Consider the following 22,776-nt stretch of genomic DNA (forward strand, 5'->3'; position numbering starts at 1 on the left):
CTTTTATTATAACTTGTTATGCACTTATAACGTAAATATTAAGCGCTTCAATCTTCAGAATAAGAACATTGATAAACATATTGTCTTAAAATTTTTAAGAACGGCTGTAATGGACATTTTCGAGTCTTAAGTGTTGGATGAAATTCTATTATCTTTATCCTTCAAAACTCATCTATGCAATTATGCATAACCATCCATTCCGTTTTATTTTCATGTTACGATATAAATGTAATACGACATATATCGACAAAGATAAAAGGAAGTGATTGTATGAAACGTTCTAAAACCTACTTAAAATGTTTAGCATTATCCGCTGTTTTTGCTAGTAGTGCTGTAACTCTTTCAACACCTGCTACTTACGCTCAAACGACGTCACAAGTTGTAACAGATATCGGGCAAAATGCAAAAACACATACGAGCTATAATACATTTAATAATGATCAAGCTGATAATATGACAATGTCTTTAAAGGTAACTTTTATCGATGATCCAAGCGCTGATAAACAGATTGCCGTTATTAATACAACTGGTAGTTTTCTAAAAGCAAATCCTACTATAAGTGATGCACCTATTGATAACTACCCAATCCCTGGCGCTAGTGCAACATTACGTTATCCTTCACAATATGATGTTGCATTTAACCTTCAAGATAACAGCGCTCGTTTCTTTAACGTAGCGCCTACAAATGCTGTAGAAGAAACGACTGTAACATCTAGCGTATCTTATCAACTTGGTGGCTCTGTTAAAGCTTCTGTAACGCCTAATGGCCCTAGCGGTGAAGCTGGTGCAACTGGTCAAGTCACTTGGTCTGACTCTGTAAGCTATAAACAAACTAGTTATAAAACAAATTTAATTGACCAAACAAACAAAAACGTAAAGTGGAACGTATTCTTTAACGGATATAACAATCAAAACTGGGGTATTTACACACGTGACTCCTATCATTCTTTATATGGAAACCAACTTTTCATGTACTCTCGCACATACCTATATGAATCTGATGCAAAAGGTAATTTAATACCGATGGATCAACTTCCAGCATTAACAAATAGCGGTTTCTCTCCTGGTATGATTGCTGTTGTTATCTCTGAAAAAAATACAGATCAATCTAACTTACAAGTCGCTTATACAAAACACGCCGACGATTACCAACTTCGTCCAGGCTTCACATTCGGAACTGCAAACTGGGTTGGAAACAACGTAAAAGACGTTGATCAAAAAACATTTAATAAATTGTTCACACTAGATTGGAAGAATAAAAAGTTAGTAGAGAAAAAATAAGTAAAAAAACGAAGGGACTATTTAGACTCTTCGTTTTTTTACTTATTCATAATAAGATCCCGCGAGTAATACCGTCGCTATGAAATTCCATGATATATTTTTAGGCATCTCTTCACCTTTATTTTGAAAAGCACCATCACAATCATTTAGCCATGCTTCCAATGATTCTAAGTAATCTTCTAACGTTATATTCTCCCACTCATCTTTATTTTCTTTAAAATCTTTTTGAAGATAAAACAGGAATTCTACTAATTTTTCTTTTGAATCTACACCAGTAGCTAGCTCATACATATCCATATTATTACTCCTTTCAAATACAAGTAAAATCCGCTATCTCTTCAACACAAAAACATTCTTTTTTATAAAACGCTATATTTCTCTTCCAACCAATCTTCTATAACATATTGTCCTGCTATCCCTGAAGGATTTTTAATTTTCTTACCTTCTTCTTCACTAACCATTTCAAAATCGATTAAAGAACCATCTGCTCTCCCTCGGCTCACAAAATAAGTCCCCTGATTCTTATTCTCAAACACAAAATCTGGAAGATTATACTCCCCCGGATCAAACAATTCCATTGGCAATCCACCAATAATTTTCCAATCACCATCTAACCAACCAGACCAGGCAGTATACGCCGTAAATAATACTTCTTTTTGATTCTTGTAATAGTTTTTAAACTCGCTTATCCGTATTTTTTCATCTGTAAATAAAGAAAAATATTCTACATATGTTTCCCCATCATATGGCCTCGTAACATTTTGTCCTTTCACTAACATTCCGTACCCATACTTATTAATATTTTTAAGATTTATCGCAAAAACTATCCCTGGCTTAAATGATTTTTTGCGACATTTCTTTAATTTAAACTTACAATCTACTACTTCTTGTTCCTCTAAAGAAAAACTATCACTCTGCATTTCTAATGCATTTTTCAACATAATCTCTAACTCATTTATATGTGGTAATCTGCGAGGCCCTTCATTATATATCTTTTCAATCTCTTGAAAAGCATCCATTAAAATATCAATGCTTTCATCACTTATAATCAATTTATCCCCTTTTATTTCCTCTTTATAAAAAGACATATTTTCTCTCCTTTACTCTCTTATACATATCCCTTGAAGACTCTCTTTTTCTTTCTATCACACTAAACCACGCACCACTTCTTCTAATAATAAATTCAACCATTCATCCAATTTGTTTTAAAACACTCTAATACACTCAGCTTTCTTTCCATAGTACTATTTCAACATTATACTCATTTTTTTAAATTGATAGGCTTCAACAATAGACTTAAGACTTATTAATTCTTTACATACAATATCTTTCATATATATCAAAAACCTCTCGTTTATTCTAAACATAAAAAATAAGCATCAAACTTCCTTAATATTAATAAGTTTGATGCTTACTCACAATTATTATTTAAAATATTTTTATCAAACCGTAGATAAACGATGTGGATCACAGAAAGTTTCTGTATCAATCTCTTTTTCCAGCCAAAGGTCAAAGAGCGCACTAATATCTCCATCTCCTTGTTCCATCATATACTCTTTTTCTGCTTGATGAATAGGTAATAACCAAAATAAATCAAGCTCCTTTTCTTCAAAAAACTCCATTAGCTCTGGAGACTCTCCTGCCTCAATAACTGCCGGGCTTACTAAAAGCACATTCATTGAAAAATCAGATTCAGCATCCGCATTAGAAATTGTATCCCCATAATCAAACGAGGTCTCATCTATAAATGGATAATGTGCTAATCCAGCAAGCAAATCAATCATTTCCTCATTTTGATTTGCATTTAACCAAATTAATTCTCCTTTAGCACCATTGGTCATATATTCAGCTGACATCCCTAATGTCACATATGTCCATACTGGCCTATCTTCATTTTTCGGGAATTCTAAAACGTATAGCATTCCTTTTTTTAGAGCGGTATTATCTAATTCTACTCTTTTAGCTCCTCTTTCACCCCAGGTATATTCAAGAATCTGACTAGGCTCTCCAAAATGTTCATAGTATTTTTTCTGAATGTCACTTAATTTATTTTTTCGAAAAAAATTCATTTATGCTCTACAACCCTCCTTCTACTATACAACCTTGTTATTAAAGATAGATTTCTTCTTTCCAACTACTGGATTTAGATTGAACTACTATTAGATTTTCACTTTCCCATTTTAATGTACCCAAAAATCTTGCATACACCATTTCATTCCCTACCTCTTCCACCAATAATTGATCTCGAATCTTTAATCCCTTTTCATCATACACTTCACATCGTAGCTGGAAACCTTTAACACGATGAATTCCTTTTAATATGGCTATCTTCTTACGGCTTGGGCTTTTCTTAGGTGTCTTCCCAACTAAAAATATCCCTTCATAGTTTTGCTTCACAATCTCTTCTAAAGTCTCCTCTATATACCCTTTAACAATAGATGATGAAAGAGTAGAGTTTTCTTCAAGTCCAGGGACAACATATTGGCGTACTAATTTGCAAAACTCTTTGTATTTCTCTTCAACTGATTCCAGTGTTAAGAAATTCATAAAATCATAAGGAACCAGTATACTAATTTCACCCGATGCCCTATTCACTTTATATGAAACATCAGTGTGCTCCTTAGCTAAACAATAAACAGTAACTTTCTCAATTTCTTTTAATCCCATCTCAAACTCGCTAACTTTCTTTGCGAAAATCAACTCAAAAATCCTAATTTCATGTACAAGCAAATAATGTTTTTTAGGACGTTTTTTTTTCCAATCGTAAAACTTTACTTCAAGCAATATAATTCACTCCTTTAAATTTATCACCATGGCATCAGGGACCTATGATACCTTTTATTAATTTATTAAACTGTACTCCTTTTTCATTCTACCTTATCTATATTTTTAATATCCTCTACTCACAATGCACGCGGTGACATAACAGCCATAAATACATCACTTCTCTCACCTGGTGCCATATACATTCCTTCTGCATCTAAATATTCAATAGAAAAGGCTGCTAGCTCATACGCCATTTCTTGATCGCATTCAAAAAGTGGATTTATAAAAACCTCACTTCCTGTAATCTTTTGTAAATCTTTCAAACAGTTAGACTTACTTCTTGCATAATCAGCCACATTCTCATTAGCCCAAGACCACATCCAACTGTTACGCTTTCCAGACCAAGACCCTATAAAAACAACACTAAATTCAAGTAGCACTTGACCATTTTTTTAAAACTGTAATATACATCGATCTTGATCATACCAATACTCATCAAAGTTATAGATATTATAATCTGAAATGAATTTTTGCTGTTTATTTTCTAATTTGTCATAACACATAACAAGATAATTCTCGAATTGTTCATCCGTCATTGCCAATTATCACACGCTCCCTTCCTTCAAGATTTCCGCTACAAACAATATATCTTACTCTCTCAAAACCTATATAAAGTGAAACTTTAATCAGCCCTTACCAATTGGGCTTTTACAGGCAGCCCGCCCCCCACATATCATATACGTTTCTACCACTAAGCTATCTTAATATATACAAAGAAACAAGAGCTTATATAAGCTCTTGTTTCCATAAATAGTTTCTTTACTCAGTCCAATTTATTTTATCACGATAAATAAATTCAATATTACACAAATGCACCCCAACCATCTGTATATCCACCAAACTCTTCACCCAGTTTATTTAATTCCTTTTGCATCTCTACGATATCCTCATAAATTAAGAACATTTCTTTAGAACAAGTACATGTCCAATCTTCAAATTCTTCATTATAATCTAACTCACAATTTAAGCCCAGCGCTTGTACTCTGCCAATTATTTTTTCTCCATTACCTTGATCAGGAATTGCAATAAAGAAATCTACTATGTGTTTTTTATTAAAATCTATCCCTTGCTTGTATAACATATTTAATACTTGTCCATCTTCATCTTTTGGGAATTTCATTATAATCCCCTCCTATATACCATTAAAACTCTTATTTTTATGCGAATAATGCCTCTTATCCATAAAGCTACCAAATTCTATCCCTTTACAGACACTAAAATCATCATCTACAACATTACTTTCTGCAAAAGAGAACTACTTTAATCTACACAATGTTTCTATAAAACTTATTGTAATTACATCCCCACAACTAAAAATATTTAGGACCTCTAAATATTAAATAGCAGAAAAATCTTCAATTAGACCTTGCAGTAGCTTTAATTTTAATTCTTTTTTGTTCATATAATTCCTTCCCGTTCTCTATTTTGATTTATCCCACGAGGATTAGATACATGTCCTATCCTATATATAAAGAAAAAAGAGCCTATATTCGCTCTTCCTTCATACAAACATTTAACAAATGCATCTTTCTAACCACTAACTTTTCTGGTGATATATTAATAGCCTCTAAAAGCAAACTGAATATACATGTATGTACCAACACCATAAACAACAAAAGCAACTATAGTAATTAGCCAATTTTCACGAGTTTTTTGTACATACTTCGAGCATGCCCAAAAAAGAAGTAAAATAATTAATTGAATTGCAGTCACTTTTGAGACAGCAATTATAGTAGTTTCTGTAACATATAATATCCACACTCCTAGAGACATACGTATGATTGGAATAATAAACAAAAACCTATTCTTACTAATACTTTCTTTAATATCAAACAGATAATTTTCTTGAAAAAAAACGACCAATGTTAATATAAGACTTAAACTCAAAACTATAATAAACTCTAAAAATTCTAGAAACGCTATCCACATCAACAATTCCCTCTTTCTTTTCCTATAGCATAAGGTTCATTGTAAATTTTTAATGCAGCTATTCTATTTTTACTAGAAAGATTCAACAATCGTTTTGCATTCACATCATACTAATATGTAACATTACCATGCATCTTAAACTACCATTAATTTGTTATCAACATTATACCGATACGTAACAAGAATCCTTTGCTCCATATTTTTTTAATTACGTTGATATTCCTTCAGCATACACCATATTTTTTGGGATAGATTCAAAATACATAGAATTTAAGATAGTGTCATGGTTATGCGCCAAACGCCCTAATGCCTTCACTCTTTTTTTAGGTGAAGTTAGTTCAAAAATAATTCTATCCTGGATTTTTTTAAAAAAAACTCCTAACTATGAGTTCTTCATATTCTTTATCCATGTATCTTTTATCCTCCTATATTCTTAAAGTTACCTTTTCTGAAAAATATAAGTGGTGCGACATATATATATTAATTAACTTTGGATATCTCCAGTATCTCCTTGCGCTAAAAAAATCATTTAATTACCTCTTATTATTTTCATGTTGCATAAATATCGAAATTATTACTAGCAATTGTTAAAAGCGCACCATCATATTGAATAAATGCACACGCCGATGATGGAACTAATTCGATTTGTGGTACAACACATTCTCCCATTAAACACTTCATCAATTTACTTTGATTTATTTCCTCTAGTTTAATACCAACGCTATTTCCTAAACTGATAATAGCAAAAGTATTTTCTATACTTACACCATAAAAATACTTGATTATATATGATACTTCTGTCCTTGGTATAGAATCAAAAACAAAGAAAATGTTCCTTCTTCCCGAATCAAAAACTGTGTAGGAAATGTTTTTAGACTCTATTTCTTCTTTCACATTTTTTTCCTCAGATTTATCTACATGTACAATAAACTGATTAATCCTCTCTTGAACAAGTAAACTTAAATTATCAACATTACGATTATAATCATCAAATAAATCTGTTTCATAAATATCAGTTATATTACTAACACGGTATATATTTGCATCTTCAATACGTTGAACCTTTTCGAATGTAAACTCCATAATACACCTTCTTTTCTCTCAAAGTTATATTTATCCCTATTCCATCCTACTATTCTCATTTAATAATATTAAGTTTATCTATTCCTATTTGTTTTTATAAATCAATAATAATCTAATTCTCCTCACAGAGAATCCGCTTTTCACCTTATAATACGCTACTTGTAGAGTACGCATACCGTTCCCTTTTCCATATCTGTTTCGTATAACGGATTAATGTTGTCTCCATTTAAATCAAAATTCCGAATTATAGGCATTTAAATCCCTAGCTTCTTTAAAGTAATTTCTAAATTTATCATCAATATTTATATCGTTACTTAATAACAACATTAAACTGGAATCCCAACAAACAATTTCAATTTTTGCTTGAGGGTGCTGAATATTTGGACTTGGTACCCAGAGCCCTTCGTTTCCATTTGCATAGGGCTCTACAAGCAAATTATTAATATCAATGTTTATAGATTTATCAAACGCAGATAGTACGCCCCAAATAAATTGAGGATTATATTTCTTTACGAGATTTGAAAGATCTTCACCTGCTATCCAAACTATTGGATACGACATTTTAGGATAATCTCGGATAAGTTTCTCTTCCTGATGTGCGACAATCTCCATGTCTGTTATAAGCCAATTAAACTCTTTTTCCCTACCTTCAAATGAGTCAAAAACGGAAGCCAAAACTGTATGTTTAGATCCATGTAAAATGAAGTTCATCCAATCCCTCCAATTAGTAACAATCGATAAGTTAGCCTTCTTGAACTTATTATGTGTAGATAATTAAACAAATACCAATGAATACTGTTACTATACACAATATAATAGTTGTTGCAGTATCTAGCAAAATGCTTACGGCTAGGAAAATTATTGATTTAAGGGCAAAAGAAGGTCCTTTTTCTTTCCATTGCCGATAGATTTGTATCATTGCATAAATTAATGGAATCATACCACCTATAATCAGAATAATCCCTATTATTTTCTCCATGTTTCCTCTCCTTTTAAAGATTCGAATCAATAAATATACTATATAATCATACGCCCTCAGAATATATCCTTATATTTTTGGAGTTATTCTACACATGCAAAACTCTCTAATCATAGCTACGCTCGTATTAAGCGCATTGTTAAAAATTATATAATCTTTCATTCTGTAATTAACGGAACTTTCCATCTGCTAAAAACGTTGCCATACAGCTTAACATTTTCTAAGGTATTAAATTTCCTAAGATATCAATTAGCTCTTCTAATGCTCTTCCCAAATCGTTTATATTGTCTCGTTCATCAAAACCTTTTTCCATTAATTCATCTACTATAATATCTCTCAATTTATTTATTTTTTCAGTTTCTATCATACTTAAGTCTTCATAAACATTTAACCATAGTAAATGTTTATTTTGTGATTCTAATGTCTGTTTCAATAAAATCTGCATCTCTTTATTTAATTTAAACAACCTTATCTTCTCCTTTCCCAGTTTATTTTGAACCCTTAGCAAAAGTTGTAATTACTTTACCTTTTTTATTTAAAACTACTACAGCCTGTTTACTAGTAGATTTAGTTCTACCGCCACTTTGTATAACTTTTTCGCCAGTTTTAACGGCATTTAAAATGGCCTTAGATGATACTCCTACACCATTACGACTAATTGCCTATACCATTTCTTTTCTTTCATAAACTCACCTCGCTGAAATATTTTTTAACACAATAATGTTACATATCCAAATCTAAATAAAATAAAGAGTAAAGTAAATACAGTTTAAAAATAAATACATCTATCATAAAAAAGAAAAGACGATTTCTTTTCTCATTTATGCTTGTAGTATCCCAATCCGATTTAACGATTGATAAAATAAGACAAGGGCCTTTTTGGAATCATCGGTTAAACTTGCAATTTAGTTGAAGAAGGAACAAACTGATGATGCGGAAAAACGTAGTATATAGAAGACTATGTAAGGAGTTTGTCATATGATTGATAACAGAATTTCGAAAGATTATGATCATGAAATAGATGATTCTTTAAAAGAAATTACAGATACAACCATCTTACTTAATTTTCAAAAAGCGATTGTAAGTTTATATCCTCATCTAATACCAATTCATGCTTTTGCCTATGACGCATGGGATGATATTGTAATGCCATTGTTTTATGAAATGGTATATAAAACCTTTGCTTTTAAATACGGGATAGATATTAACTTTAAAGAAACTCATACCTATATGTTTTCGCTTAATAGTTATAAAGGGATACATCACATCGAGTGTGTTCCAAAGTGCACAACATTTAAGATTTATATTAACGAAGAATGGATTGAAATGGATAATAAAAGTTTGAAAGAAAATGTATTTGTATTTAAGTCATTTGGGGATGGATTGCATTTTCTAACTGGTGGAATTGAAATTGAAGATGCTTATCGTGTAGGATTTGACCTTGTTGAGGTTGATATTGTTTCTACCATAACAGGTCTTCCATCTAAAACAAGTATTTTTATTGATAAAGAGCGTGTAGACTTTGTGTTTGTCGCAGAAACATATGATACAAATATCCAAAATTAAAAATTTTATGTAAGAAAGTAAGAAGAATCTCTTCATTACTACTCGTACCAAATAGTTGTGTGAACACGCTCCGCTATTATATATGCAAACTTCCGACTACATTTCATATGAGAAAAGTTATTACGATAAACAAAGAAAAGGTCTCCTAAAATATCTTTTAGGAGACCTTTTCTTATTAATAGATTTTGTAATTTAAGAGTGAACACTCTTAAATTACAAAATCCTCCGGAATAAACACTTTCACTTCTTTCGGCTGTACGTATACGAAATCACCCGCTTGAATGTTCAGCTGCTTGAACTGTTCTTTCGTAATTTCTGCTTCTAAATATTCATCTGTTCCGTCTCGTTTTAATTCTACATATACGATATTTCCGACTGCGTGAGAATAAGATACTTTTGCCGGGATTGCATCTATGCTCTGTTTCGTACGAGAGATTGATAAGTCATGCGGCCTTACGTAGGCTATTCCGTCTACGTTGGAAACGTGCTTATGCTCTGGTGCTTCTAGTTCGACCGATCCTACATTTAGCTTTCCTTTATGAACGCGGCCGTGAAATAAATTTACATTTCCTAAAAAATCGTAAACGAACGGGCTTGCTGGGTTTTCATATACTTCTTCCGGTGTTCCCATTTGTTCAATGCGACCTTCATTCATTACAACGATACGGTCTGCAACGTCTAACGCTTCTTCTTGATCATGCGTTACGAATACGCTCGTAATTTGAAATTCGTCATGTAATTTTCGGAGCCATCTTCGTAATTCTTTTCTCACCTTTGCATCGAGTGCACCGAACGGTTCATCAAGTAATAAAATTTTCGGTTCGACTGCAAGTGCCCGGGCTAGTGCAATACGTTGACGTTGTCCACCAGATAATTGCGCTGGATAACGTTTAGCAAAGCCATCCATTTTTACGAGCTTTAATAATTCTGTTACCTTTTCTTCTATCGCTTCTGCTGACGGTCTTAAGCTTTTCTTTCTTACTTTTAAACCGAAAGCGACATTCTCAAATACATTCATATGTTTAAAGAGCGCATAGTGCTGAAAGACGAAACCGACTTGCCTGTTTTTCACGTGAATGTCTGTTAGATCTTCCCCATCAAATGAAACAGAGCCTCCATCCGCTTCTTCTAATCCTGCAATAATGCGTAATAACGTCGTTTTCCCAGAACCTGACGGGCCTAATAAGGCAACAAGTTCACCTTTTGGAATATCCAAATGAATGTCTGTTAGTGCTTGAAATGTACCATATTGCTTTGATACACCTTGAATTTGAATACTCACCGTAATCCCCCTCTTATTGTCGTTTTTCCATTCGCCATTCAATCCAGTTTTTTATAACGAGTGTAAACACTGCAATTAATGACATTAACGTCGCTACTGCAAATGCTGCTGAAAATTGATATTCATTGTACAAAATTTCAATATGGAGCGGCATCGTGTTCGTAATGCCACGCACGTGACCTGATACGACAGAAACGGCTCCAAACTCACCGATAGCACGGGCATTACATAGAATCATGCCGTATAAAAGACCCCATTTTATATTTGGAAGCGTAACGCGCCAAAACATTTTCCAGCCACTTGCGCCAAGTGATAAAGCTGCCTCTTCTTCACTTTTCCCTTGCGCCTGCATAATGGGAATTAATTCACGTGCAACGAACGGGAAGGTTACAAAGATTGTTGCGATAATAATGCCTGGTACAGAGAAAATGAGTTTCACTCCATGTTCAAGTAACCATTCGCCAAGAGCACCCCTCGGTGTGAAAAGTAAAACGAATACTAATCCTGCGATAACTGGTGACACAGCAAACGGCAGTTCAATAAGAGAGAGTAATACTTGTTTTCCTTTAAACTGAAACTTTGTAATAAGCCATGCGGCCGCTACCCCAAATATCGTATTAAGCGGCACAACGATTAACGCAACGAGAAGCGTTAATCTAATTGCTGAAAATGCTTCTTGATCTGTAATAGCGGCAATGTATACATCCATCCCTCTTTCAAAGGCTTTTAGAAAAATAGTTATGAGTGGCAGTAATAGAAAGAGAGATAAAAATAAAACTGTAATCGTAATTAATATGCCTGGTACAAGCTTAGATTCTTTTTTAGCTGATACGCTTTTTACTATTTTCTTTTCTAATAATGTTGGTTCCATTTTCTCTCCCCCTATTCACTTTTTAGTTCATGCCTTCTACTCCAGCTTTGAATCATATTAATCAGAAGAAGGAAAAGGAGGGAAATAATAAGCATCACGGTCGCTACAGCTGTTGCCCCCGCGTAATCATATTGTTCTAGTTTTGTCATAATCATGAGTGGTGCAATTTCTGTTTTCATCGGCATATTACCTGCGATGAAAACGACAGATCCGTATTCTCCTAATGCTCTTGCAAATGCGAGTGAAAAACCTGCAAGAAGAGCGGGAAAGATTTCTGGTAAAATGATTTTCACAAATATTTGCAAGCGGGATGCACCTAAGCTCGAAGCTGCCTCTTCTACTTCTTTATCAATATTTTGCAGCACTGGTTGCACCATTCGAACGACAAATGGTAAACCGATAAAAGTAAGCGCAACGATAATTCCGAGTGGTGTAAAAGCTACTTTTATATGCAACAGACCAAATATTTTCCCAATCCATCCATTTTCCGCATAAAGCGTTGTAAGTGTAATACCAGCTACAGCTGTCGGAAGTGCAAACGGTAAATCAATGAGTCCATCTAATAGTCGTTTCCCTGGAAACTTGTAGCGTACGAGCACCCAAGCTATTAATAAACCGAAAATGGCATTTACAATAGCCGCTACCAATGAAGTTGTAAAACTAACTTGATAGGAATGCAACACACGCTCGTTCGTTATAACCCCAGCGAACTTCTTCCAACCTAACTGTGAAGTTTGAATAAATACGATAGAAAGTGGTATAAGTACGAATAAACTCATGTACAACATTGTAAATCCAAGCGATAATCCAAACCCTGGTAAAACACGCTTCTTCCTCATCCTCTTTCACCTCTTCCCCCTTTAGCAGTGCATTATTTTTGATGAATTTTATCGAATACGCCGCCGTCATTAAAGTGTTTTTCTTGTGCTTTTTTCCAACCACCAAATAGTTCACCTACTGTAAATAATTGAACTTTCGGAAATTGGGATGCATATTTTTCTGCTACTTTTTCATTACGCGGACGATAAAAGTTTTTCGCCGCAATTTCCTGTCCTTTTTCTGAGTACAAATATTCAAGATACCCTTCTGCTACTTTTTTCGTTCCTTTTTTATCAACGACTTTATCTACAACCGCTACTGGTGGTTCTGCAAGTACACTAATAGAAGGGGTTACAATTTCAAATTTATCTTTTCCAAGCTCTTTTTGAGATAATAACGCTTCATTTTCCCATGCGATTAATACGTCACCAATTCCTTTTTCAACAAATGTTGTCGTTGCTCCGCGCGCTCCTGAATCTAATACTTCTACGTTTTTATAAATTTGGCTAACAAACTCTTTCGCCTTATCTTCACTATTATTATATTTTTTCAATGCGTATCCCCACGCCGCTAAATAGTTCCAACGTGCTCCGCCTGATGTTTTTGGATTTGGTGTAATGACAGACACACCTTTTTTCGTTAAATCATCCCAGTCTTTAATTCCTTTCGGGTTTCCTTTTCGAACAAGAAATACAATTGTTGACGTGTATGGAGTGGAATTATTCGCAAGTCGCTTCTGCCAATCTTCTGCTAGTTGTTTTTTCTTACTAATGGCATCAATATCATAAGCAAGTGCTAGTGTAACAACGTCTGCTTCTAAGCCATCAATAACAGAACGCGCCTGACTTCCAGATCCCCCGTGTGATTGTTTTACATTTACTGTTTGCCCGTGCTTCTCTTTCCAATACTTCGCAAAATCTTTATTAAAATCTTGATATAACTCCCTAGTTGGATCATAAGAAACATTTAAAAGCTCAACTGTTTTTTTATCCCCACTTCCTTCAGAATTACTAGTGGATGTTGCCGAACCACACCCTGATAAAAGTACAACTGCTGATAATAAAACACCTGTACTTTTCATAAACGCTGCCTTACCCCACTTTTTCATCGTTAAGCCCCCTTAGTTTATACAATAGAAAAAGGCACACAATATATTCACAAATGTGAACATTGTGCGCCTTCAGTTTATCTGATTAGCTTCTAATGTATTGTATTCGATTTCTTTTCATTTTAATTCTGTAATTCATATGTGTCAACTTGGATTTTAAATTTTCTTGCTAAACTAAAATATTGGCATACTTCGAGCCCAATGATTTTTCAAATCAGCAAATTCTTTTGGTAACTTACTATTTTCATTCCATTCTAATTTATATGCATTTACTAACACCGTAGCCATTGATTCACGGTTCATTACTCCATTTTGATTAAAATTACCGTTCTTATCATTTTCAGAGTTCATCCATAATTTCACAAATAAGATATTGCACTCGCCGTAAGCGTTAATCCCTTCTGTTCTATGTATATCTCCTCCTTGTTGGTCATATGAAGCTTTAAATATATGGCACCACAGCTTAATCAATGCACAAAAAAATGAGGCAACCACCTTCAAAGATGGTTGCCTCATTTTTACACTTGCATCGCTTTCTCTCTCAATGCTCTTCTTAACAACTTACCAGTCGTATTCTTCGGTAATTCTATTAAAAACTCAATGCTTTTCGGCACTTTATATTTCGCTAAATGTAACGTGCAGTAATGCATTAGTTCTTCTTCTGTTACGTTTGCTTGCTTCAAAACGACGTACGCCCGCACAGCTTCTCCTAAGTTTTCATCAGGAACACCGATTACAACAACTTCCGCTACTGATTCGTGCGTATATAATACTTCTTCTACTTCACGAGGATATACGTTATAACCGCCAACTAAGACGATATCTTTTTTACGATCCACGATATAGAAGTAACCTTCTTCATCCATTTTCGCCAAGTCACCTGTATATAGCCAGCCGTCTTTCAATGTCGCAGCTGTATCTTCTGGTGCATTATAGTATCCTTTCATAACGTTAGGTCCGCGAACGATTAATTCGCCGACTGCGCCGACAGGTACTTCTTCCCCAAGTTCATTTACAATTTTATTTTCTACATGCCAAATATTTGTGCCAATCGACCCTGGTTTACGAGGACGATCTAGCGGATTGAAACAAGTAACTGGTGATGCTTCTGATAAACCGTATCCTTCTGAAACAATAACGTTAAAACGTTTTTCAAAGTTTTGTAGAAGAGCAACAGGCATCGATGCGCCACCGGAAATACAAAGACGAAGCGTCTTCACATCTTCTGCGCTTGCTTCTTCAAATAAATATAAATAATTGTACATCGTCGGTACGCCAGCAAAGATCGTTGGTTCGTACGTACGACAAATACGGAATACTTCTTTCGGACTAAATTTCGGTAACATTAAAATCGTTGCCCCGTTCACAATCGGTGCATTTACCGCAACTGTTAAACAGAATACATGGAACATAGGCAGTGCCGCAACAACACGGTCATCAGCCGTATATTGTAAATACGAAGCCACATCGCTCGCATTACTATATAAATTTTTATGTGTTAACATAGCGCCTTTCGGTTTTCCAGTTGTGCCCGAAGTGTATAGGATAACCGCTACATCTTCTTCATCTAGTTCAGGACCTTCGTAAGTTGTATCTCCAGTCCCCACAAAACCAGTAAACGTTTTCATTTTTTCGGTTTCTGTATGGTTAAAATCTGATGAGGTTTCGCATATGATGATGTTTTCTAATGAAGGAAGTCTTGTTGTAAGAGATTGTATAACAGGTAGAAGGACGTCGAGTACGATGATTGTTTTTACATCTCCATTTTGTAAAATATAATGCATTTCGTCTGCTGTATAAATTGGATTAACTGGAATAACAGTTGCTCCGGCTTTCATTGTTCCGTATAAACCGACCAAAAAATGTGGTGAGTTCCCAACAACTAATGCGACATTGTCCCCTTTTCCAATGCCCATTTCTGCTAAATTGCCAGAAAACCTTGTGACCATTTTGTTTAATTGGTCATATGAGACCGACTGATCCATAAATATATAAGCCGGTTTATCCCCCTTCTTTTTTGCCGTTTCAGCCAAAGATTGAACGAGATTCACAAAAACCCCACCTTTATAAAATTTAGAATATTTAAAAATTCTAAATTAATTATATTAAAAGAAAATTAAAGTGGCAAGTGATATTCTATTAACTGCATATAGACAGACCACCTACTCTTAGTTTACTTTGGAAGAATAAGGGGATTTTATTTGTAAGTAATTTATGAAACTAGACCAGAAATCATTTTAGGATAATATGCATTCATCTTTTCTCTAAGTTTATTAAGTTCCTCTTTATTTAACGTCGTATGCTCGCCGTGCAAGTTAAGAGCGTCCGCTCCATCTTCATGAAAATACACCGTAACATATAACGTCGGTAACCCTTTGTTGTTTTCATCTATTGATAAGATGACATCTGGTGTTTTATTAACAGTGCTGAATGTTTCATTTCTTTTCCACTTCTTATTTTGAAACATGTCTTGTATATCATGTATCTTTCGTTTGTTATCTGTATGCGTAAAATATATAACATTATCCTCAGCCGGTTTTCCGATAGACAAAATTGTACGACTTGAGGGCAATCCACTGTTACACGCTGTCATTCCGATGACGAAGCTGAGCAATAATATAACGTACATTACTCTTTTCATTTCGATTCGCCTCCTTTTCATATATATATTCCTTTATAAGAGGCAGATGTCCTGTAAGTATACATTTTGTGGTAAATGGAATTATATCGACAAAACTACAAAAAGAAAGAGGCTGCCTTTATGGCAGCCTCCCTCATTTTTAGAAGAATAAATGTAAGAAATCTTCTGTTGTAATGTTACCGAAGTAGCGTGCGATATCTACGCCTTCTAAAGCTGCAGTGAATGCATCTTTATCGAACTGAACGCCTGTTAGACGCTCTTCGATATCATGAACATCTAGTGAACCGAAGAAGTCGCCGTAAATTTTACATTCTGTTACTGTTCCTTTTTTCACTTCAAGACGAACATCAACTTGTCCAACTGGGAAGCGGTGTGAATGTTGTAAGTTGAACTTCGGTGATTTTCCGTAGTTCCAATCCCAATTTTGGTAACGTTCTTCAGAAAGTTTGTGGATCTCTTTCCAATCATTTTCTGTTAATTCATACGTTGGGATTTCTGTTTCTCCTTCGAAAATTGTTTCTAGAAGAAGTTGTCTAAACTCCTCTGTCGTCATTTCTTCGTTTAGGAACTCTGTAATGTTCGCAACGCGGCTACGGATTGATTTAATACCTTTTGATTGGATTTTATCCATTTTTACTTTTAACGCTGATACGACGTGATCGATTTCAGAGTCAAATAGTAACGTACCGTGACTGAACATACGACCTTTCGTTGAGAACTGCGCATTACCTGAAATTTTTCTACCTTCAGCTAAAATGTCGTTACGACCACTTAGTTCTGCATTTACGCCTAATTTACTAAGCGCTTTCGTTACAGGCTCTGTGAATTTTTTGAAGTTGCTGAAACTGTCTCCATCATCTTTCGTAATAAAGCTGAAGTTTAAGTTTCCTAAATCATGATATACTGCGCCTCCGCCTGATAGACGACGAACGACATGAATACCTTTTTCTTTTACGTAATCTGCATTAATTTCTTCTACTGTGTTTTGGTTTTTACCAATGATAATCGAAGGCTCATTAATGTAAAACAGTAAATATGTTTCGTTAATATCTAAATTCTTCACACAATATTCTTCAATCGCTAAGTTTATTCTAGGGTCTGTAATTCCTTTATTATCAATAAATAACATCGTATCACCTCATGAGTTCCATACGTAGCCACTATGCGCTAGCGTAATATGGCCACTGAAAATTTGTTTTGCTTCTGTTACTAAATCAGATGGGTTGCCTGTATGCGGTAAGTGCGTTAATAAAAGTTCTTTTACATTCGCATCTTTTGCAATACTTGCTACTTCTGTACTATTCATATGCCCTGCTTTTGCAGCCTCTTGATGTGCATACATATTACACTCACAAATGAAAAGATCAGCATCTTTCGTGAATGGGATAAACTCAGGAATATAACTGGAATCAGCGCTGTATACTACGATATCACTACCTGCTGTAATACGCATCGCAAAGCATGTAACAGGATGAACAGTTTTTAAGAATGAGATCGAGAACGGTCCAATTTGAAGTGTTTCTTCTGGATTGTACGCGATTCCTTTCGTATGCGGTTCATGTGTTAAAGAATGGAAACCATTCTCATCAAACGTATGACCGTATATTGGTAGTTCTGGTAGTTGCCTTGTTGTCGCGCTCGTAATTAATCTCGCATATTGCAATACCCCAATGTCTGCAACATGATCGTGATGATAGTGCGACAGTACAACTGCATCTATATGAGATGGTGTTATATATTTTTGAAGCTGTGCTAGTACACCACTACCACAGTCTACAAGTAAACGAAAACCATCGTGTTCAAACAAATACCCCGACGTTGCTTCTCCCGCTTCTGGAAAGCCGCCCCAAAAGCCGACAACAGTCATTTTCATATGTATCCATCCTTTCTAAAACCGAGTAGAAATGCATGTTTTACTTACATCCTACATTGTTAACTATAATCCATTTCCTAAACTTTTTCATTAATTTTCAATTTTGTTATAAAACAGTTGTTGACTTTTATTTTTTGTACTAATACAATGATAGTAAGAAATGGAAATGGAGGGATTGACATGATCGATCAACCAATGGAGTTTTTCAGAAATTTACCAACGAAAACTTGTGCGCACTGCGGGAAAGAAATTGATGAGCAGCACGAAGCATACCATAACAAATGTGATGATTGCGTTCACGAAGAATAGTAGTTTGTGAACAGAAAAAAACCTAGCAGACATAGTCTACTAGGCTAATAACATCTTATCCTTCATCGTTGAACCTTTCACCAAGAGCTCCAGTTCAAACTCATACAATTCTTTTTTTCGATAATTTTTCGTATGAATTTTATCCATCATTAGGTCGACAACTTTTCGGGCCATTTCATCAATTGGCTGTTCAATTGTCGTAATACCTGGTTCTGTAATCTGCGATAATATTTGATTATCAAAACCGATAACAGCGAGATCATCTGGAATGCTCCAGTTATGGCGTTTCGCCTCTGAGATAATTCCAGCTGCTACCTCATCGCCTCCTGCCAAAATCGCGGTAGGATTTTTTTTGTCCTTTAATACTTCATGGAATATTCGTTTTCCATCTTCCCAAGAGAAAGCGTTTTCAAGGAAGTCAATCGCTTCTACTTGGCGGCTCTTCTCAGTTATTGCACGTAAAAAGCCCATTTTTCGCTGCTGGCTAACGACTTTGGTTTCGTTACCACGGCAAAAAATAAGATTACGATATCCTTGATCTAACACATGCTTCGCAGCTATGTATGCTCCTTGCGCATGATCAAATTTCACTGTTGGAATATTTGCTTCCTCAATATATTCATTACACAACACGATTGGACCGTGCTGTAAGTATGGCTCTACATCTTCCCACGGATTTTCTAGTGAACATAGAATAATCCCATCTACTTGTTTCGTAGATAATAATTGTAAATACTCCATCTCTTTTTCCGGTAAATACCTTGTTTGACAAATAATTAGTTTATATTTATGTTCAGAAGCAGCAATCTCGATTGCTTCGATAAATCTACTGAAGAAAGGATTTGTAATCCTTGGAACGAGCACCGCAATTGTTTCCGTTTTTTGTTTACGAAGCCTTCTCGCCGCAGAATTAGGAACGAAGCCTAAATGCTTCATTGCTAATTGAACCCTTTTTTTCTTCTCATCTGAAACATATGGATGATTATTAATCACCCTAGAAACCGTTGTCCTTGATAACCCCGCTAATTTCGCCACGTCCTCTATAGTCGACACGAAATTCTCCCCCTTTGCATGAAAACGTTTTCTTAAATTGATTATATAGTATATTATTGGAAACTGCAATATCGGTTGTTATGATTTTACTATATTAATATTATACATAGGGAAAAGTCTGTTAATGCAGGGGCAATATACTGCTTTTAGAAATTTACGTTATATACATTCCTTTTCTTAATACCATATATCCTTTATTCAATATAAAACCCCATCAATACGTCATCTCCATATGATCCATCTTCATATTTAATTTGCTTTCGTTGTCTGCCTTCTTCTACAAAGCCCATACGTTTGTACACTTTAATTGCCCGATCATTAACAGAAACTACACCTAAACAAATTTTCTCTAAACCTTTCTGCCCTTTCGCCCATCTAATAAGAAATTCAATTAATTTCGTGCCTATGCCTTGATTACAATACGCCTCTTTAATCCCCATTCCCATTGTGCCTGCGTGTTGTAACCGTTCTAGTTCATATCGGTTGAAAAGTAAAAAGCCAACTACCTTCCCATCTACTTCATACACGATATAAAGATTACCTTTCTCATTACTTTTCCGTATCTTTTCTCTTTCTGCATTCATATCATTCGGTAACTTCTTTGGGGATACTATGAAAAATTTTGTAGTAGTTTCCGATAATATAATTTCTTTTCTAATATTCATAATTGCTTCTGCATCAGTCTCTTTTACTAACCGTATCATTGAATCACCTCGTACTTTTTCTTTTTAAAAATAATATTACAACTATAAAACGGCCAATATGCAATATTACATATTGAGAATCTTTTTACTCTTGATACAATATTCATATATCAAAATAAAAGGAATGTATACAATGAATCCAATCTTAACAGCTGCAAAACAACTATTACATAAAGAAGAAAAAATTTTATCTACTTTAAAATGTTCACTTACTGGCTATATGATTACGCATAAAGTCCCGTATCCTGGCATGTTACTTGCTACTAATCAAAGACTTCTCTTTTTTAGCCAATATAAAAACACATTCATTGCCGAATTTGATTATGAAAAAATTCTATCCATAGAAACGAAGAGAAGAATCTTTGACAAAAAAATAATATTTTACTATGAAGATGAATATATAACGCTTGGGTACATTACAAGTTCGAATGTTGAAGCGTTCATAGACTTACTACAAAGAAACAGCAAGACTAGCACAGGCTTATAATCAGCGGGGATCCCCTCGCTGATTCATTATTTTAACTCCTCCCACTTCGTCCAAACTTCTCTCCCGTTTATACGGTACATATTATCCTCTCTATCCATAAACCTGTGTACAATAAATTCACGTCTAATTGTACAAAAATCATCATGATATTGTTTTATAAATGTATTAATTTCTTTTTCTGTATATTGATTTCCAGCATCTAACTTGCTAATTAAATGCTCTAACAATACTAGTTTCTTCTTCTTTTGACCTGGAATCGATTTTAAACGATCCTCTTTATCGAAAAAGTTACGAATGGTCGTATCACGGAATTTCATTTCACTTTCAGTCATTTTTTATCCTCCATCACTTTTTTTCTTTATCTTTTCACTTAAAATATCAATAAAGTAATATCCACCCATTAACACATAGTAGAACGTAAGTATTCCAAATGCATCTTTCATACTTGTATATACTTCTTTATCAAACAATATAGGTGAAAGGGCATAAACAAGAAAGATTATTAGCGGATTTACGATAAAATAATAAGTAAGATTGCCTTTCATCATATCAACTCCTCTACCCTATGTTTCTCTGTAAATTGTTGTAATTCCTTTTCTTTCGTTTTTATAGCTTTTAGAAAGACTTATAGATGAACTAAGGAAAAGATGCCCTCTATTAAAATAAAAAAGCACCAAAAAGGTGCTTTTATCTACGCTTCAACCGATTGATTTCCAACCACTTTTTTAAATTTTCGTTTGTGCATCAAAGTTAAAGAAACGATTGTTCCAAATGATAATACAACGATAAAAATCATGAGTATTCCTATGTTTTTCCACATGAAGTCAAAGTCTCCACTCGATACGACTGCTTTCAATCCTGATACAGAGTATGTCATCGGTAACCAAGCATTGAATGGTTGTAAAAACTTCGGAATCAATTCTAATGGGAATGTTCCGGCACTTGTTGTAAGCTGCATAATTAATGTGATGATGGCGATAAAACGGCCTGCATCACCAAATGCTGTTACTAAACATTGAATTAATGCGATAAAGGCTAAACTTGTAATGATGCTAAAGAGTATGAAGTATGGAATGCTTTGTACTTCTACACCTAATCCGAACAGTAATATAACATCTGCTACTATCGCTTGAATAATACCAACTGATAGTAAAACACCGAACTTACTAATAAACCAACTAAATCCTGATTTTGGAACGCCTACTGTATCACGTAATGGGTATACGATAGATAATAATAATGCCCCAACAAATAAACCGAGTGATAAGAAATACGGCGTAAATCCAGTTCCGTAGTTAGGAACTTCCGCCATTTTCTCTGTCTTCACTTTTACAGGACTTGCAAACATATCATACGTTTTATCCGTTCCTTTTACTTCCCCAGTTTTCTCTGCCCCTTCGCCAAGTTTCTCTGCAAGTTCACCTGAACCGTCGTTTACTTTTACGAGACCATCTGTTACTTTTCCTGAGCCATCTGCTAGTTTATTTACGCCGTCGATTAGCTGGGTTGAGCCGGTTGACATTTTATTTAGGCCACCATTTAGAGTACCTAAGCCAGTTGTTACTTGATTAGATCCATCTGCTAATTGATTTACGCCACCTGCCATTTGGTTTGCTCCTACAGATAATGTTCCTAAACCATCTGTTACTTGACCAGACCCATCTGCTAATTGATTTACGCCACCTGCCATTTGGTTTGCTCCTGCAAATAATGTTCCTAAGCCGCCTGTTACTTGGCTTGAGCCATTTGCTAATTGATTTACACCACCTGCCATTTGATTTGCTCCTGCAGATAATGTTCCTAAACCGCCTGTTACTTGACCAGATCCATCTGCTAATTGATTTACTCCTACAGATAATGTTCCTAAACCACCTGTTACTTGGCTTGAGCCATCTGCTAATTTCGTTACACCTACAGATAATGTCCCTAAACCGCCTGTTACTTGACCAGACCCATCTGCTAATT

Annotated in this window: 28 protein-coding genes and 2 pseudogenes; 5 read left to right on the plus strand and 25 right to left on the minus strand. The window is 34.7% G+C overall.

Features of this window, described 5'->3' with window-relative positions; translation table 11 throughout:
- Window positions 1–13 precede the first annotated feature (13 nt).
- Together MR107_RS31715 and cytK2 are read left to right on the plus strand one after the other, a co-directional pair.
- Window positions 14–127, plus strand: a pseudogene (locus tag MR107_RS31715) (TetR family transcriptional regulator); the annotation flags it as partial.
- Window positions 128–270: 143 nt separating this feature from the next.
- Window positions 271–1,281 carry a beta-channel forming cytolysin CytK2 gene (cytK2, locus tag MR107_RS19245; protein ID WP_000830632.1) on the plus strand — a complete coding sequence of 337 codons (1,011 nt, stop codon included), beginning with the start codon at window positions 271–273 and terminating at the stop codon, window positions 1,279–1,281.
- A gap of 42 nt (window positions 1,282–1,323) precedes the next feature.
- Here the strand turns inward: cytK2 and MR107_RS19250 are convergent, their stop codons facing one another.
- From MR107_RS19250 to MR107_RS19300, 11 genes and pseudogenes are all read right to left on the minus strand, one after another.
- The gene (locus MR107_RS19250; RefSeq protein WP_088867684.1) at window positions 1,324–1,578 is read right to left on the minus strand and encodes a DUF7660 family protein; all 255 of its coding nucleotides are present in this window, start codon (window positions 1,576–1,578) and stop codon (window positions 1,324–1,326) included.
- Between the two features lie 62 nt (window positions 1,579–1,640).
- Window positions 1,641–2,369, minus strand: a complete 729-nt coding sequence (locus MR107_RS19255; protein WP_197201967.1) for an Imm26 family immunity protein — start codon at window positions 2,367–2,369, stop codon at window positions 1,641–1,643.
- A gap of 354 nt (window positions 2,370–2,723) precedes the next feature.
- Complete coding sequence (locus MR107_RS19260) at window positions 2,724–3,350, minus strand: suppressor of fused domain protein (protein WP_001008993.1); 627 nt, start codon at window positions 3,348–3,350, stop codon at window positions 2,724–2,726.
- A gap of 40 nt (window positions 3,351–3,390) precedes the next feature.
- Window positions 3,391–4,065, minus strand: coding sequence for a hypothetical protein (locus tag MR107_RS19265; protein WP_000895165.1), 675 nt, complete (start codon window positions 4,063–4,065; stop codon window positions 3,391–3,393).
- Between the two features lie 119 nt (window positions 4,066–4,184).
- Window positions 4,185–4,649, minus strand: a pseudogene (locus tag MR107_RS19270) (DUF6882 domain-containing protein).
- A 260-nt stretch (window positions 4,650–4,909) separates the two neighbouring features.
- Complete coding sequence (locus MR107_RS19275) at window positions 4,910–5,227, minus strand: ribonuclease E inhibitor RraB (RefSeq protein WP_000671653.1); 318 nt, start codon at window positions 5,225–5,227, stop codon at window positions 4,910–4,912.
- A 437-nt stretch (window positions 5,228–5,664) separates the two neighbouring features.
- Entirely contained in the window at window positions 5,665–6,036 is a 372-nt protein-coding gene (locus tag MR107_RS19280; RefSeq protein WP_074553938.1) for a hypothetical protein, read from the minus strand.
- A 549-nt stretch (window positions 6,037–6,585) separates the two neighbouring features.
- Window positions 6,586–7,119, minus strand: a complete 534-nt coding sequence (locus MR107_RS19285) for a hypothetical protein (RefSeq protein WP_000397230.1) — start codon at window positions 7,117–7,119, stop codon at window positions 6,586–6,588.
- 231 nt (window positions 7,120–7,350) lie between these two features.
- On the minus strand, window positions 7,351–7,830 hold the full coding sequence (locus MR107_RS19290) for a hypothetical protein (protein ID WP_197201968.1): 480 nt from the start codon (window positions 7,828–7,830) through the stop codon (window positions 7,351–7,353).
- 49 nt (window positions 7,831–7,879) lie between these two features.
- The gene (locus tag MR107_RS19295; protein ID WP_000411162.1) at window positions 7,880–8,098 is read right to left on the minus strand and encodes a hypothetical protein; all 219 of its coding nucleotides are present in this window, start codon (window positions 8,096–8,098) and stop codon (window positions 7,880–7,882) included.
- A 220-nt stretch (window positions 8,099–8,318) separates the two neighbouring features.
- Entirely contained in the window at window positions 8,319–8,564 is a 246-nt protein-coding gene (locus MR107_RS19300; protein WP_000475564.1) for a hypothetical protein, read from the minus strand.
- Window positions 8,565–9,076: 512 nt separating this feature from the next.
- Here MR107_RS19300 and MR107_RS19305 point away from each other — a divergent pair.
- Window positions 9,077–9,664 (plus strand): hypothetical protein, encoded by a 588-nt coding sequence (locus tag MR107_RS19305; protein WP_000566765.1) that lies wholly within the window; start codon window positions 9,077–9,079, stop codon window positions 9,662–9,664.
- A 208-nt stretch (window positions 9,665–9,872) separates the two neighbouring features.
- Here the strand turns inward: MR107_RS19305 and MR107_RS19310 are convergent, their stop codons facing one another.
- The 9 genes from MR107_RS19310 to MR107_RS19350 all read right to left on the minus strand — a co-directional run bounded on the left by MR107_RS19310 (window position 9,873) and on the right by MR107_RS19350 (window position 18,258).
- Entirely contained in the window at window positions 9,873–10,946 is a 1,074-nt protein-coding gene (locus MR107_RS19310) for a sulfate/molybdate ABC transporter ATP-binding protein (protein WP_000027105.1), read from the minus strand.
- A 13-nt stretch (window positions 10,947–10,959) separates the two neighbouring features.
- Window positions 10,960–11,817, minus strand: coding sequence for a sulfate ABC transporter permease subunit CysW (gene cysW, locus MR107_RS19315; RefSeq protein ID WP_000433826.1), 858 nt, complete (start codon window positions 11,815–11,817; stop codon window positions 10,960–10,962).
- A gap of 11 nt (window positions 11,818–11,828) precedes the next feature.
- Window positions 11,829–12,656, minus strand: coding sequence for a sulfate ABC transporter permease subunit CysT (cysT, locus tag MR107_RS19320; RefSeq protein WP_048534210.1), 828 nt, complete (start codon window positions 12,654–12,656; stop codon window positions 11,829–11,831).
- A gap of 32 nt (window positions 12,657–12,688) precedes the next feature.
- Entirely contained in the window at window positions 12,689–13,744 is a 1,056-nt protein-coding gene (locus MR107_RS19325) for a sulfate ABC transporter substrate-binding protein (RefSeq protein WP_242292611.1), read from the minus strand.
- A 174-nt stretch (window positions 13,745–13,918) separates the two neighbouring features.
- Window positions 13,919–14,095 (minus strand): hypothetical protein, encoded by a 177-nt coding sequence (locus tag MR107_RS31720; protein WP_001986183.1) that lies wholly within the window; start codon window positions 14,093–14,095, stop codon window positions 13,919–13,921.
- A gap of 167 nt (window positions 14,096–14,262) precedes the next feature.
- The gene (locus MR107_RS19335) at window positions 14,263–15,795 is read right to left on the minus strand and encodes a fatty acid--CoA ligase family protein (protein ID WP_242292612.1); all 1,533 of its coding nucleotides are present in this window, start codon (window positions 15,793–15,795) and stop codon (window positions 14,263–14,265) included.
- A gap of 161 nt (window positions 15,796–15,956) precedes the next feature.
- Window positions 15,957–16,385: a hypothetical protein gene (locus MR107_RS19340; RefSeq protein ID WP_017656761.1), complete on the minus strand. Its 429-nt coding sequence runs from the start codon at window positions 16,383–16,385 to the stop codon at window positions 15,957–15,959.
- 139 nt (window positions 16,386–16,524) lie between these two features.
- Window positions 16,525–17,514, minus strand: coding sequence for a lipoate--protein ligase (locus MR107_RS19345; protein WP_000897285.1), 990 nt, complete (start codon window positions 17,512–17,514; stop codon window positions 16,525–16,527).
- 9 nt (window positions 17,515–17,523) lie between these two features.
- Window positions 17,524–18,258: an MBL fold metallo-hydrolase gene (locus MR107_RS19350; protein ID WP_017656762.1), complete on the minus strand. Its 735-nt coding sequence runs from the start codon at window positions 18,256–18,258 to the stop codon at window positions 17,524–17,526.
- Between the two features lie 180 nt (window positions 18,259–18,438).
- Between MR107_RS19350 and yhfH the strand changes: the two genes are divergently transcribed.
- Complete coding sequence (yhfH, locus tag MR107_RS19355) at window positions 18,439–18,567, plus strand: protein YhfH (protein WP_000567010.1); 129 nt, start codon at window positions 18,439–18,441, stop codon at window positions 18,565–18,567.
- A gap of 39 nt (window positions 18,568–18,606) precedes the next feature.
- Here the strand turns inward: yhfH and MR107_RS19360 are convergent, their stop codons facing one another.
- On the minus strand, window positions 18,607–19,620 hold the full coding sequence (locus MR107_RS19360) for a LacI family DNA-binding transcriptional regulator (RefSeq protein WP_000103715.1): 1,014 nt from the start codon (window positions 19,618–19,620) through the stop codon (window positions 18,607–18,609).
- Window positions 19,621–19,814: 194 nt separating this feature from the next.
- Entirely contained in the window at window positions 19,815–20,324 is a 510-nt protein-coding gene (locus MR107_RS19365) for a GNAT family N-acetyltransferase (protein WP_048656899.1), read from the minus strand.
- Between the two features lie 133 nt (window positions 20,325–20,457).
- On the opposite strand from MR107_RS19365, the gene MR107_RS19370 reads away from it, so the two are divergent.
- The gene (locus MR107_RS19370) at window positions 20,458–20,811 is read left to right on the plus strand and encodes a PH domain-containing protein (RefSeq protein ID WP_001068220.1); all 354 of its coding nucleotides are present in this window, start codon (window positions 20,458–20,460) and stop codon (window positions 20,809–20,811) included.
- Window positions 20,812–20,837: 26 nt separating this feature from the next.
- Here MR107_RS19370 and MR107_RS19375 read toward each other — a convergent pair whose 3' ends face one another.
- The 3 genes from MR107_RS19375 to MR107_RS19385 form a co-directional block, all read right to left on the minus strand.
- Window positions 20,838–21,143, minus strand: a complete 306-nt coding sequence (locus tag MR107_RS19375) for a DUF2087 domain-containing protein (protein ID WP_000140286.1) — start codon at window positions 21,141–21,143, stop codon at window positions 20,838–20,840.
- A gap of 3 nt (window positions 21,144–21,146) precedes the next feature.
- Window positions 21,147–21,359: a hypothetical protein gene (locus MR107_RS19380; RefSeq protein ID WP_001986098.1), complete on the minus strand. Its 213-nt coding sequence runs from the start codon at window positions 21,357–21,359 to the stop codon at window positions 21,147–21,149.
- Between the two features lie 143 nt (window positions 21,360–21,502).
- Window positions 21,503–22,776, minus strand: a 1,274-nt coding sequence (locus tag MR107_RS19385) for a YhgE/Pip family protein (protein WP_242292613.1), incomplete at its 5' end; no start/stop codon positions are given.

The sequence above is a fragment of the Bacillus cereus group sp. BfR-BA-01441 genome, assembly GCF_022663075.1.
Classification (GTDB): Bacteria; Bacillota; Bacilli; order Bacillales; family Bacillaceae_G; genus Bacillus_A; species Bacillus_A cereus.

Excerpts from the sequence above, each read along its gene's own strand:
- MR107_RS19340 (WP_017656761.1), bottom strand. The coding sequence starts at position 16,385 with ATGAAAAGAGTAATGTACGTTATATTATTGCTCAGCTTCGTCATCGGA.
- MR107_RS19290 (WP_197201968.1), bottom strand. The coding sequence starts at position 7,830 with ATGAACTTCATTTTACATGGATCTAAACATACAGTTTTGGCTTCCGTT.
- MR107_RS19325 (WP_242292611.1), bottom strand. The coding sequence starts at position 13,744 with ATGAAAAAGTGGGGTAAGGCAGCGTTTATGAAAAGTACAGGTGTTTTA.
- cysT (WP_048534210.1), bottom strand. The coding sequence starts at position 12,656 with ATGAGGAAGAAGCGTGTTTTACCAGGGTTTGGATTATCGCTTGGATTT.
- MR107_RS19350 (WP_017656762.1), bottom strand. The coding sequence starts at position 18,258 with ATGAAAATGACTGTTGTCGGCTTTTGGGGCGGCTTTCCAGAAGCGGGA.
- MR107_RS19255 (WP_197201967.1), bottom strand. The coding sequence starts at position 2,369 with ATGTCTTTTTATAAAGAGGAAATAAAAGGGGATAAATTGATTATAAGT.
- MR107_RS19275 (WP_000671653.1), bottom strand. The coding sequence starts at position 5,227 with ATGAAATTCCCAAAAGATGAAGATGGACAAGTATTAAATATGTTATAC.
- MR107_RS19295 (WP_000411162.1), bottom strand. The coding sequence starts at position 8,098 with ATGGAGAAAATAATAGGGATTATTCTGATTATAGGTGGTATGATTCCA.
- cytK2 (WP_000830632.1), top strand. The coding sequence starts at position 271 with ATGAAACGTTCTAAAACCTACTTAAAATGTTTAGCATTATCCGCTGTT.
- MR107_RS19380 (WP_001986098.1), bottom strand. The coding sequence starts at position 21,359 with ATGATGAAAGGCAATCTTACTTATTATTTTATCGTAAATCCGCTAATA.
- MR107_RS19250 (WP_088867684.1), bottom strand. The coding sequence starts at position 1,578 with ATGGATATGTATGAGCTAGCTACTGGTGTAGATTCAAAAGAAAAATTA.
- MR107_RS31720 (WP_001986183.1), bottom strand. The coding sequence starts at position 14,095 with ATGAACTCTGAAAATGATAAGAACGGTAATTTTAATCAAAATGGAGTA.
- MR107_RS19260 (WP_001008993.1), bottom strand. The coding sequence starts at position 3,350 with ATGAATTTTTTTCGAAAAAATAAATTAAGTGACATTCAGAAAAAATAC.
- yhfH (WP_000567010.1), top strand. The coding sequence starts at position 18,439 with ATGATCGATCAACCAATGGAGTTTTTCAGAAATTTACCAACGAAAACT.
- MR107_RS19370 (WP_001068220.1), top strand. The coding sequence starts at position 20,458 with ATGAATCCAATCTTAACAGCTGCAAAACAACTATTACATAAAGAAGAA.
- MR107_RS19280 (WP_074553938.1), bottom strand. The coding sequence starts at position 6,036 with ATGTGGATAGCGTTTCTAGAATTTTTAGAGTTTATTATAGTTTTGAGT.
- MR107_RS19285 (WP_000397230.1), bottom strand. The coding sequence starts at position 7,119 with ATGGAGTTTACATTCGAAAAGGTTCAACGTATTGAAGATGCAAATATA.
- MR107_RS19375 (WP_000140286.1), bottom strand. The coding sequence starts at position 21,143 with ATGACTGAAAGTGAAATGAAATTCCGTGATACGACCATTCGTAACTTT.
- MR107_RS19305 (WP_000566765.1), top strand. The coding sequence starts at position 9,077 with ATGATTGATAACAGAATTTCGAAAGATTATGATCATGAAATAGATGAT.
- cysW (WP_000433826.1), bottom strand. The coding sequence starts at position 11,817 with ATGGAACCAACATTATTAGAAAAGAAAATAGTAAAAAGCGTATCAGCT.
- MR107_RS19345 (WP_000897285.1), bottom strand. The coding sequence starts at position 17,514 with ATGTTATTTATTGATAATAAAGGAATTACAGACCCTAGAATAAACTTA.
- MR107_RS19365 (WP_048656899.1), bottom strand. The coding sequence starts at position 20,324 with ATGATACGGTTAGTAAAAGAGACTGATGCAGAAGCAATTATGAATATT.